Here is an 11,926-nt window from a genome sequence, read left to right on the forward strand (position 1 = left end):
GTATGGCAGGAATGATGCTTGCGTATTTGCCCGTGTTCTTATACATAAGATGCTGTCCCAATGAATTCGATTTCAAAGCCCTTTGCCCTGTGTGCAGTCCTCCTTCTCCCGGCTGCTCTCTCCAGTTGCGGCAAGAAAGCCCAGCTCGAAGCTGAAGCCGCACAGGTGCAAAGTGCCGCGAACGAACAAAATGCCCTGCTGAAGTCTTTGCAGGCGGAGTCTGCCGCGATCGGCAACCTCGGCCACTACAACTACCCGCAGCAGGCTCAGATGGATCAGCTGCGCGCGCGCATCAAACAGCTGCGTGAGGAAACCGTGAGCCTCACCGCAGAGAAAGATCATGCCGCCAAGGACATCGAACTCCTGCAAAGGGAGCTCGATGAGTACCGCGCCAGACACCTTCAGTAAAAGCTCTCTCCTCTCTCTCAAATCACGCCTCTATGGATGCTAAGATCATCGTCTATGGCTTCTGCCTGTTTGCCATCATCGCTGGAACTGGATTCTGGCGCTATACCATGGGCATCGACGAAGCCGAAAAAGATATGCTGCTGGCCCGCTCCCAGGTCAATACGGTGGAAGACAGTGTCAAATCCACCAAGGGATGGCTGGAAGCGCGCAAAGAGGCTGCCGCTCTGATGGCAGCCGCCAAGGTCATCGAAGGTGACAACGAGCAGATCAAGACGGAGATCAAGCAACTGCAGGAGAAACGCAAAGACGTTTCCAAGGTCTTCGTGTCGTCGATCGAACGCGCCCGCAATGAAATGAACGGCAAAGTGCTGGCCGAGATCACCCTGACAACCGGTGTAAAACTCCGGAATGCCAAGATCCAGTCCCTGGACCAGGAGATCACCGTCTTCCAACATTCTGAAGGGGTTTCCAAAGTCCCGACAGCGAGTCTTCCTGCAGATTTTCAAGATCGCCTGCGTTATGGCTTCACGCCTGGAGGCGGTGAGCCCAGCTCCAGCAGCACACCGCGTGCCACCGGCAGCAGCTCAAGCCTCTCCACTTCGGTGAGCGACCGGCTGGCACGTGCAGGAATGAACGTGCCCCAGACACCTGAACCTTCGGAAACACCTGTCGTGGCAAGCCAGCCTGCAGCAGCTCCTGCCACCACGCCGGTGACCGGGCAGCGAGAGTCTTTGGGCCGTGTTTACACTCCAGGCAAAGGCTGGGAAAGAACAGGAGCGGGTGGCAACATCGCTCCACCATCTCTGAGCAGCAGCACGACGGGCATGCCAACCAAGCCTTCGGATGCCGTTTCCAAAGTCAAAAAGAGGTCGGAGATGCCGAACATGAATAACGTGAACACGAACACGCGCACGGGTTTCTAATCCGCTCGCACGTTCACATCTCTTCCCCACTCCCCCCATGGACGGAAAAATCTTTGCCTACGGCCTCTGCCTGCTCGCCATCATTGTCGGGACCAGTTTTTGGACCTACACGATGGACATCGACGAGGCGCACAAGAATGTGGAACTCGCCCGGCAGCAATTGTCTGCGGTGGAGGATGGCATCAAGCATGGCCAGGCCTGGATCGTGGCACGCAAAGAGGCATCCGCCCAGATCTCCGCAGCAGGCATCATCGAACAGCAGAACCAGAAGCTGAGAGATGAAATCGCGGTGCTCAAGCAGCAGCGCGTGGATGTGGCGAAGGTCTTTCTGGGCAGCATCGAGCGGGCCCGTGGGGACCTGCTGGGCCGGGTGATGGCCGAGGTGACTCTGGCCACTGGCACGACCCTGAAACAGGCGAGCATCCAATCCATCGATCCTGAGATCACTGTCTTTCAACACTCGGAAGGGGTGTCCAAGGTCCCCACCACCATCCTGCCGTCCACCTTGCTGGACCGGCTGCGCTTTGGCTATCAGCCCGAAGGCGTGGCAATCAGCCCGTCAGTCGTCGAGAGCACCAGCAGCAGCGGTTCTTCAGGCAACACTATCTATTCCCGCCCCACAGCCACCAGGATTGACACCTCGGCCAGTGATTCGCTGACACGCCTGGGCATGAACTCGACCATCCTGACCAACGATCAGAAAAAGAAGAAGGCCCTGCCGCCGCCTCGTGATCCCAACCGCATCAAAGTGGAAGGTGATCCTGCTCTCTGGAAGAACGTGGAGCGGACTTCCATTGGACGCGCCTACATCCCCGGCCAAGGCTGGCTCAAGGTGGGTGCGGACGGACCGATCCCTGGTTCGGCGAGAAGCCCGTAGCTCACGATCCCGGTTGCGGGTGGCATACGAACCTGCCGCCAAGGCCTGACGCGTTTTGAGCGGCCAGTCTTGAGGCAAACTCCATGCAGCGAGACAGATCCCAGCCGGACAGCCAGCCGTGCAGGAAAGCTCCGTGGTAAACGTCTCCGCAGCCTGTGGTGTCCACAACCCTGGAGACGGGATGGGCGGGCTGGTGGATGATCTCCCCTGCCCCGGTCCAGCCATAGCTGCCGCGAATGCCATCCGTGATGACAACGAGTCTGGCGGGAGCCGCCATGAGGGCATGCATCACCGCCTTCAAATCCTTGAGGCCGGTGTATCGTTCAGCGAACTCACGGGAGACAATGCGCAGATGACTGGCCTCCACAAGCTCACGAATGGAATCACGGTATCTCCCCGCGCCGCCATCCCATGAGATGACACCTCCGACCGCCTGCATGAGATGAACGGCCTCACGCGCCAGGTTCTCATGCCGGCCATTGAGGTGCAGAAGACGGGCGGACTGCAGGCCTTGAACAAGTTCTTCCGTCAGAACGGGCTCGCCTGCGGAACATGGCAGAAAGGTGATCTGCCGAGCGCCATCGGGCTCACGAACGAGCACCACCGCCTGGGTGGTGGTGGCTGCGGGAGAGCGCTGCACCCAAGCCGTGTGGACACCGAGCCGATCCAATTCCTCCGTGACCGCAAAGCCTGCCACATCGTCCCCACAGATATCCACAAGGGCTGTTTTGCTGCCCAGCCAGGCCAGAACGACGAGTGCTGTGGCGACAGGCCCTCCACCCATGGTGACATGATCCAGGGCTTGGTGAACCCCTTCAGTGGCCTGGAAATCTGGGACAAGCCAGAGATCATCCAAGGTGGCGGCGCCGACACCGATGACATCCCACAGGAAGCTGGCACTCATGTCATTTCCCGCCATGAGATGAGGTGTGGTGAAGGGTGGCTCGAGATCGAAGCAGGCATGCAACATGCCCATGTCTCTTGGGAATCCCTGGCGTCGGCATTACCGTCATGCCTGAAAAGCAAACTGCCTGCCATCGGGAAGACAGCAGGCAGATCACAGATTGAGGTTCTCTCATCTCGTCACCAAGACGGAGAGCGGACGCGAAGAGCCGGAGGTGCTTAGAAACCAGCCCCGCCGCTTTTGGCGAGGAAGTTCAGAGCCAGGGCGGCAACAGCGAGGACGAAAACCAGAAGGGCGATAGGCATGGGGGTCGGCTATTAGAGGAAAGGTGAAGACAAGGGTTTCAATCAGTCACCAGAATCACTGGGGAACCTGAGGCAGATATTTGCCGAAGTCATTGCTCCAGGAGTGATCTTCGTTCAGGCGCTCCCACTTGGCCGGGCTGGCGGACGGAACCATGATTGGAGAGGCTTCGCTGGAGGAAACTCGGTCGCTGCCGAACATCTGGACGGCCAGAAGCACGGCGGAGAGGAGCAGGCAGACCACGGAGAGAGGTACCAAACCTTCCTCGGGATCCTTCTCCTCGTTGTAGAACTGCTCGGAGTCCTGGCCAGCAGTGCGCTTCACCGGAGCGCTCGGAGGAGCGGAGATGCTGGGACGAGCCATGGGCTGCGTCTGCTGAAGCTTGACGGTCGCCTTGGGCAGACCACCTGCGGCGGGAGCCCCGCCAGGAGCGCTGACCATGGGGCCGGTGCCAGAGCCAGGAGCTCCCGGAGTGCGGGGAGCTGCGGGCATGGGCTTCAGAGGCACAGTCTTGGCGATCTGGCTGGTGGCAGCGCCGGTCTCGACCTTCGGAGCGCCTGGAGCGGTCGGAGCACCTGGAGGACGCGGGGCGGAAGGAGGGGATGGGGGTGCCATGGGCACCGTGGCAGCCGGAGGTGGCGGAGCACCTGGGCGGGCTGGGGGCGGCATGGGCGCGCTCGGGGCCGGAGGAGCGGAAGGGGCCACGGGTGGTGGCAGCTTCACCGGGGAGGAAGCGGACTTCGGAGCCGGAGGTGGCAGCGGAGCGGAAGGAAGCTGGATCGGAGCCGTGGCCTTCTTCGGCGTCACGGAAGGAGCCGGCAGCACGTTGGACGTGGGGACGGGCACGCTGGAGGTGACGGGATTCACCGGAGACGTGGCTTCGCGAGGCTGCACAGCACCTTCACCGGGACGGGAGCGCAGAGTGATGCGGACCGTTTCCTTCTTGAGCGGGACGGCAGAAGTCTTCGGCGTGCTCGGAGGCGGTGGCGTTGGCAGATTTTCGGATTCGCTCATGGGGGAAATGGGAGGGAAATTATCAGAAATAATTCTTTAGCGGGAATGGGCCTCTAAGGTCAATCCACTTTTCCTGGAAGGGGCTGATTTTCGTGAGGGTTTTCATTCAATCACTCCCACCATAAAAACAGTCAGGGCGGACCACTCGGTCCGCCCTGATCTTGTTTCGAAGGTTACCAACAGCCAGGAGGATCACCACGAAGAAATTTTTGGCAGGAAGGGGGCCGCGAGGCGCTTCCGTTACCTGGGTGCATTCTGCCACATCTGGACATGAATGCGTCAGGCGATGGTGATGACGTTGTAAGGGGATTGTCACTCACGGCGGGTTTTCGCAAACTAGAGAGGAGAACGCTGTGCTTGCAGGGCAGAGATCAAAGCCTGGGGATCCTCCACACTCAGGAGGACCGTGTAACCCTCGGTCGTTGGGATTCGTGCGACCCGAGTCCGGTCCGTGACATAAAGCAGGCCTTTTTGTCCATTGCGCAGCTTGAACCAACCGGCTGAATAACCGGGCAATCCGGTGCCCATGGTGCGCCACTTCGGCTGATGATCCTTGTCCGTGTTGAGGTTGGTGACCGTCGCTTGATCGAGCACGAGCGACTTGAGCGGAATGGTCCTGCTGTAGAGATCCCCCTGAACCCGCAGGCCTTCACTGGAAACCGTAAAGCGCGCATGCTGCATGGACCAGGCCAGCCAACCCATCAGCAGGAGTGCCCCGAGCAGCACAAGGCCGATGATGGCGAAGAACCAGAGCGATTTGCTGGCCGCAGGAATCATGGGGAAAACGGTGGAGGCGCTCATGTCCATTTGTTAGGGGAGTTGAAGCCATTCGGCCAGCTTAGCTAGGTGGAGACTTCCCGCTTTGCGGCAGGCTTGCAGGTAGGCGATGAGATGCTGGCGATGTTTTTTGGCTTCTTGATGAAGACCGGTGTGCTTCTCGGGAAGGCGATGATCCGTGGGCTTGATACCTACCACTGGTCCAATTCGGTAGAGCCAAGGTTCAAGATCTGGCTGAATCTCAATCAGATGCTTGCCCTCGCTTGGATGTTTGAAGAGCACAAGGCCGAGACTCGCGTTCCTCTCCACGACTCTGTATTCGCGCAGATAAGGTGGATTTGGCTGTCCAGGATCCTGATCAATTAAACCAAAGTCCTCAGCTCGAATGGAGTTGGAGAGACCTTTGGACACTCGCCCCTTGCCCGAGTGATGAAGGATCTGGCGAATGGGCTTCCCCAACGCCAGCATCAAAGCTTCATCGTTGTCGCATTCGAGGTGAATCATTTCACTTCAGGCAGGAGCCGGTCGAAATTGAAGAACGCATCCATGCTCCACTCTTTGATCTGGTCGATCTGCTCCTGATCGAGCGGATAAGTCTTGGTCTCGAAGTTCTCCATGCGACAGAGGATGACACTAAGGTCATTCGCTGGAGTCTTGGAGAGGAGCGAATCCAGCATGTAGGGACTGTGCGTCGTCAGGAAAAACTGGTTGCCACGATCATCGAGTGCGATGCGCTCGGCGAGAGTTTTGGTGTAAGGCGGGAAGGAGTGGGCTTCGGGCTCGTCGAATACCAGCACATGTTCACTGCTGGTGTCTAACGCCAAGGAATAAAACACCATGCGGCGCAATGTCTCCGAGCATGAATGATAAGGTAATGAAATGAGAAAATCATCGACCTGCTTCGCGAGAGCAATCCTTCTTTCTGACACGTCTACATTGAGTTTAAATCCAGAACTCTGGAAAAATCGAGAAGCTGTAGACCGAGCCTCTTTGCTCGAATACAGCAAATCAAATAGATTGTCGCCAAAGGGAGGAGCTAGAAAACGAAGCTGGGATGCGTCAAACGTGAGTAGGTTCTTGAAAAGATAGTAACGAACTATGTCTGGAAATCGCTGGTCATTCAAACCGATTGTCTCCGGAATCACGTTCAGCTCCTTTGACATTCGATATGCTTGATGACCGCTTCCAACTGCTTGATTCAGGACGGCAACCACCTCCTCGGCTTCAAACTTCAAAAAAAGAGGGGATTCGTTCAACGTGACCACCAAACGCCCTGTAATATCTTGATCCCAAAACAAGTCGGCCACTGCTGAAACGCGCAAAGCCTCTCGAAAATGAGCTAATACTCCCTTGGAACGCATCCCAAGTGCTTCCAAAATATTCGTCTTCCCCGCATTCGGTTCACCAATGAAAACATTCACCCGACGACAATCGAGATCGAGTTCGCGGATGGATTTGAAGTTTCGGATGGAGAGCTTGTTAATCATGTAGACCTCGCCGTGGACGGTTTGGGAACGTTGGAGGAAACAGTAACGCCCCAAGGGCCATGTCGGCAAGAGGTTTGCCGAGGAGCCGCTTGGGGCGTGACGTTGATGAAAACGAACTGGAAAGTTCGTTTTACGGATGGTTAGGCATTCGCGCGCAGGATCTGGGCGAGGACGTAGGGGAGGATGCCGCCAGCGCGGTAGTAGTCGATCTCGACGGGGGTGTCGATGCGGACGACGACGGGGATGTCGAAGCTGGTGCCGTCGGCCTTGTGGACGCGCAGGGTGGCTTCGCTCATGGGCTTGAAGTCGTTGGACAGGCCCAGGAGGTCGTAGGTGGCATCGCCGAGGTCCTTAACCTTGTCGTAGTCAGCCTTGTTCTTGAAGTTGCAAGGCAGGACGCCCATGCCGACGAGGTTGCTGCGGTGAATGCGCTCGAAGGACTTGGTGATCACGGCCTTCACGCCGAGAAGACGGGTGCCTTTGGCGGCCCAGTCGCGGCTGGAGCCCATGCCGTAGTCTTCACCACCGAGGATGATGGTGGGAGTGCCTGCGGCCTTGTAGGCTTCAGCAGCGTCGAAGATCGGCAGGACTTCGCTTCCGTTGTTAGGCGTGATGCCGCTGACGGAACCGTTCGGCAACTCATGAGCGTGGGCCATGAGTGGAGCCTGGGAGGTGGTGTTGACGGCGCTGGAGTAGACCTTGGTGATGCCGCCTTCGGTGCCAGGAACCATGAGGTTCTTGATGCGCACGTTGGCGAAGGTGCCGCGGGTCATGACGAGGTCATTGCCGCGACGGCTGCCGTAGCTGTTGAAGTCGGCCTGGGTGACTTGGTTGTCGAGGAGGAAGCGGCCTGCGGGGCTGTCCTTCTTGATGTTGCCAGCTGGGCTGATGTGGTCCGTCGTGACGGAGTCACCGAAGATGCCGAGAGGACGAGCGCCCTTGATCTCGGTGATGTCAACAGGAGTCATGCTGAAATCTGCGAAGAACGGCGGATGCTGGATGTAGGTGGACTTGCCATCCCACTCGAACACTTCGCCAACGCTGCCCTTGATCTCATTCCACTTCGGATTCTGCGAAGCGAAGTCCGTGTAGAGCCTGCGGAACACGTCAGGAGAAAGCGCGGAAGCCATGGCGTCACGCACCTCGCTGAGGGTCGGCCAGATGTCCTTCAGATAGACGCCGCTGCCAGCGACAAGCTCGTCCTTGCTCAGGTCGATATCGACCGTACCAGCGATGGCATAGGCGACGACGAGCGGAGGGCTCATGAGGAAGTTTGCCTTGATGCTCTGATGCACGCGGGCTTCGAAGTTACGATTGCCGGAGAGCACGCTGGCGGCGACGATGTCTTCGGATTTCACCACGTCTTCGATGCCAGCATCGAGAGGGCCGGAGTTACCGATACAGGTCGTGCAGCCATAACCAACTGTTTGGAAACCGAGCTTGTCCAGCTCAGGCTGGAGGCCGGTCTTGGTGAGGTAATCTGTCACCACACGGCTGCCTGGGCCAAGGCTGGTTTTCACGGAAGGCTTCACGGTCAGCCCTTTGGCGTTCGCCTTCTTGGCGAGGAGACCTGCGGCGAGCATGACGCTTGGGTTGGAAGTGTTCGTGCAGCTCGTGATGGCGGCGATGAGCACGCTGCCATGGGAGATGATGTCTTTGACGCCAGCCTTGCTGTCGACAGTGACTTCGTAGCTTGGGTAAGCAAGGTCATCGCTCGGCTCGGTGACCACACCTTCCTGGGCACCGAAGGCGGCGGCCACGGAACCGGCATTGTCCGGCACGGAGTCGAGGGACGGCGGAAGGTTGAGAGGCTCAGCGGGTTCAGCATGCTTGCCGTAGCCGCCAGGGGTGGGCTTGGTGAGCATCTCGTTCCAGGTGGGCTTGAGAGCGCTGACGGTGATGCGGTCCTGCGGACGCTTCGGGCCGGAGACGCAAGGCTCCACGGTGCTGATGTCCATCTCGAGCTCGGTGGTGAAGTCGAGCACGCCCTTCTCCGTCGGGATGCCCCACAGGCCCTGAGCCTGGAAGTAGTTCTTCACGGTGGTGCAGTTCTCCTCGCTACGGCCGGTGCCGCGCAGGTAGTTGATGGTTTCCTCATCGACGCCGAAGAAGCCCATGGTGGCACCATATTCAGGAGCCATGTTGGCGATGGTGGCACGGTCGGTGACGGGCAGGCTGACAGCGCCCGGGCCGTAGAATTCGACGAACTTGCCGACCACGCCGAGCTTACGGAGCTTCTGGGTGACTTCGAGCACGAGGTCGGTGGCGGTCACGCCTTCCTTGAGGGAGCCGCTGAGATACACGCCGACGACTTCTGGCACAAGGAAGGTCACAGGCTGGCCGAGCATGCCGGCTTCAGCTTCAATGCCGCCCACGCCCCAGCCAACAACGCCGAGGCCGTTGATCATGGTGGTGTGGGAGTCCGTGCCGACGAGTGAATCCGGATAGTACACGCCATCCTTCTCCAGCACGCCCTTGGCGAGATATTCGAGGTTCACCTGATGCACGATGCCGATGCCAGGAGGCACGACCTTGAAGGTATCGAAAGCCTGCTCACCCCACTTGAGGAATTGGTAGCGTTCTTTGTTACGCTCAAACTCAAGCGCGAGGTTCTGGTTCAGCGCATCCTGGGTGCCAGCGTAGTCCACCTGCACGCTGTGGTCGACCACAAGGTCCACCGGGACGAGAGGCTCCACCATCTTGGGGTTCTTGCCGAGCTCCTTCACCTTCGAGCGCATGGCAGCGAGGTCGACGAGAAGCGGCACGCCGGTGAAGTCCTGAAGAACGATACGGGCGACGGTGAACGGGATCTCATACTCACCAGGAGACTTGGCGTTCCAGTTGGCGAGGTTCTTGACGTCAGCGTCCGTGACCTTCTTGCCGTCCAGATTACGCAGCAGGGACTCCAGCACGATACGGATCGAAACAGGCAGGCGGGAAACTTTGCCGATGCCAGCGGATTCGAGAGCGGGAAGAGAGTAAAACTTGCCGGCGGAGCCGTTGCCAGTCGTGAAGGTCTGAGGGGTATTCATTGCGGGGGTGGTCAGGAGAAAAGCAGAGATAGCGAAGGTAGCACAAATGGCACCAGTTTTTTTTATCTGACCCATCAGTGATGATGAGATCAAATGTCATCACTAGACTATTGTGGATCAGGGGCAGGCTTGGCGACCTGTTCTCTGGGCGGAAGGAGGGTGATGCGGAGGCGGTGGACGGTGCCGTCAAAGGGGGTGCTGTTGGGGTAGTCTTTGACGCTGAGGGGGCCGAAGCTGCGGCCAGCAGCCAGGCCGGTGGCGGGCTGCCCGGGGAAGCCGGTGGCGAAGGGGGCATTCGCCAGCATCTCGCTGCGGCCGGGGATGGCGAGGGACATGAGACCGTCTGCATCCATGCCGGCGCGGACATGGCAGGTGCCGGGCTGGAGGCCATCACCGGAAACGGTGGTGACTTTGCCGTCATGAAACACGGAGAGAGTGGGCTGGCCTGCCACAAGATGCAGGGCATAGCCGAGCTTGGCATCGCCCTGGAAGACGAGGGTGCTGTCCTGGTCCACAAGAGGGTGGTAATCGAAACTGGTGTCGATGAAGAAGCCGCGGCCCGTCAGAGGTGGTGAGGCTTTGGCATCCAGGGCATCTCCTGGAACGAGACTGAGGTGGATGGAACCATCTGAGCTCGTCTCAGGAAGGATCTCGGCCACGGGACGAGAGGCGCTGCGAAACTCGGTGGGGAAGAAGGCGGCGATGTCCTGCTTCAAGAGGGCATTCGCAGGATCGTTGGCGACATTCGTCCATTCATGAGGGTCGGTTTGATGGTCGTAGAGTTCCTCGCTGCCATCGGCATAGCGGATGTAGCGCCACTGGTCCGTGCGGGCGGCATAGCCAGCCTGCTTGCCACCGCCCATGATGGTGATGGCAGGGCGTGCGCTCTTCGTGGCCGGGTCCTTGAGCATGGGCACGAGGCTGGTGCCATCGAGATGCTCAGGGGCCTTGGTTTGGGTGAGATCACAGAGAGTGGGGTAGAGGTCGATGAGCGAGACAGGCTCGGCGCTGACGGTGTCAGGCTGCGTGATGCCGGGAGCCACGATGCAAAGGGGGATGCGGGTGGTCTCCTCCCAGAGCTTGCCTTTGTGCCACATCTGCTTTTCACCGAGATACCAGCCGTGATCCGAGGTGAAGACGATGATGGTGTTCTTGGCATTGGGGCCGGCTTCGAGTGCATCCAGGACCTTGCCGAGCATGGCATCACAGAAAGCCACACTGGCCAGATAGGCGCGCACGGCTTCCTTCCATTTTCCCTGCTTCACGATCTCGTCGTGATGACCGCCGGGCTTCTCATGGCCTTTGGCGATCTCGGGCACATCCGCGAGGTCATCGGCCTTCACTTCGGGAAGCTGGATGGAGTCGATGGGGAACAAATCAAAGTAGGCCTTGGGCACATACCAGGGCGAATGCGGACGATAGAGACCGACGGCGAGGAAGAAGGGTTGTTTGCTGCTCTTACCGAGCTGATCGGAAGCCCAGGCGACGACAGAACCATCATCCGTGAGTTCATCCGGCACATCGATCTGGCCCCAGTCCCAGTGCCAGATGTTCATGCCATTGAAGTTCTGACCTGTGTGCACGGGCAGATCGGGGATCTGCACTCCGGCATCTGGGAAGCGGGTGTCCCAGGCGGCATCCTGCTCGAAGCCGCGACGGCCCCCATGCCAGCCTGAGAGCCTGCCCTCAGGACCACCATGGTTGGCGTGGAAGATCTTTCCACCGGCCGCAGTGTGGAAGCCGAGAGACTTGAAGTGCTCCGGCAAAGTGGGTTTGCCTGTGATCTGCACGCTGCGGCGCCAGTCCTGCTCGTTGCCAAAGACACCGCTGGAGGAGGGCATCATGCCGGTGAGCAAGGAAGTGCGGGAGGGATTGCACAGAGCGTAGTTGCAGTGGGCGTTGGTGAAGCGCATGCCCATCTTCGCCAGGCGGTCCATGTTTGGCGTGCGTGCCTGCGGATGCCCGCCCATCCAGCCCACATAGTCTCGCAGATCATCCGCGATGATGAAGAGCACGTTAGGCTTCCCGGCCGCACTAGGCGTGCGCTTTTTCGATGTTTTGGCCGACTTGGGAGCTGCCTGAAGCAGTGCAGGCAGCAGGGCGAGCAATACAAGAATGAGAAGGCGGCGCGGGGAGGGCATCAATATTAAAAAGAGCATCTGGTCAAGAAAGGTGCAAACTGGTAAAACATTTACCGGTTG

General features: G+C 59.0%; 10 protein-coding genes. 3 read left to right on the forward strand and 7 right to left on the reverse strand.

The genetic code is table 11. The features are described from left to right. The first annotated feature begins 60 nt into the window (after positions 1-60). From BGE01nite_RS11615 to BGE01nite_RS11625, 3 genes are read left to right on the forward strand one after another with little or no spacing between them, the layout of a single operon-like run. Entirely contained in the window at positions 61-408 is a 348-nt protein-coding gene (locus BGE01nite_RS11615) for a hypothetical protein (RefSeq protein WP_146850629.1), read from the forward strand. 32 nt (positions 409-440) lie between these two features. Beyond that, complete coding sequence (locus tag BGE01nite_RS11620; protein WP_146850630.1) at positions 441-1,331, forward strand: hypothetical protein; 891 nt, start codon at positions 441-443, stop codon at positions 1,329-1,331. A gap of 37 nt (positions 1,332-1,368) precedes the next feature. Further along, entirely contained in the window at positions 1,369-2,208 is an 840-nt protein-coding gene (locus tag BGE01nite_RS11625) for a hypothetical protein (protein ID WP_146850631.1), read from the forward strand. 1 nt (position 2,209) lies between these two features. Here the strand turns inward: BGE01nite_RS11625 and BGE01nite_RS11630 are convergent, their stop codons facing one another. The 7 genes from BGE01nite_RS11630 to BGE01nite_RS11660 form a co-directional block, all read right to left on the reverse strand. Beyond that, entirely contained in the window at positions 2,210-3,178 is a 969-nt protein-coding gene (locus BGE01nite_RS11630; RefSeq protein ID WP_218032966.1) for a carbohydrate kinase family protein, read from the reverse strand. Between the two features lie 294 nt (positions 3,179-3,472). Continuing rightward, complete coding sequence (locus BGE01nite_RS11635; RefSeq protein ID WP_146850633.1) at positions 3,473-4,429, reverse strand: hypothetical protein; 957 nt, start codon at positions 4,427-4,429, stop codon at positions 3,473-3,475. Between the two features lie 336 nt (positions 4,430-4,765). Continuing rightward, positions 4,766-5,230, reverse strand: a complete 465-nt coding sequence (locus BGE01nite_RS11640; protein WP_170266736.1) for a PH domain-containing protein — start codon at positions 5,228-5,230, stop codon at positions 4,766-4,768. Positions 5,231-5,239: 9 nt separating this feature from the next. Beyond that, positions 5,240-5,710, reverse strand: a complete 471-nt coding sequence (locus tag BGE01nite_RS11645; protein WP_146850635.1) for a hypothetical protein — start codon at positions 5,708-5,710, stop codon at positions 5,240-5,242. Next, entirely contained in the window at positions 5,707-6,693 is a 987-nt protein-coding gene (locus BGE01nite_RS11650; RefSeq protein ID WP_146850636.1) for an AAA family ATPase, read from the reverse strand. The genes BGE01nite_RS11645 and BGE01nite_RS11650 overlap by 4 nt, the downstream gene beginning before the upstream one ends. A gap of 140 nt (positions 6,694-6,833) precedes the next feature. After that, entirely contained in the window at positions 6,834-9,725 is a 2,892-nt protein-coding gene (gene acnA, locus BGE01nite_RS11655) for an aconitate hydratase (protein ID WP_146850637.1), read from the reverse strand. A gap of 107 nt (positions 9,726-9,832) precedes the next feature. Continuing rightward, positions 9,833-11,866, reverse strand: coding sequence for a sulfatase (locus tag BGE01nite_RS11660; protein ID WP_170266737.1), 2,034 nt, complete (start codon positions 11,864-11,866; stop codon positions 9,833-9,835). Positions 11,867-11,926 lie beyond the last annotated feature (60 nt).

The organism is Prosthecobacter gellanilyticus, assembly GCF_007992435.1.
GTDB lineage: Bacteria > Verrucomicrobiota > Verrucomicrobiia > Verrucomicrobiales > Verrucomicrobiaceae > Prosthecobacter > Prosthecobacter gellanilyticus.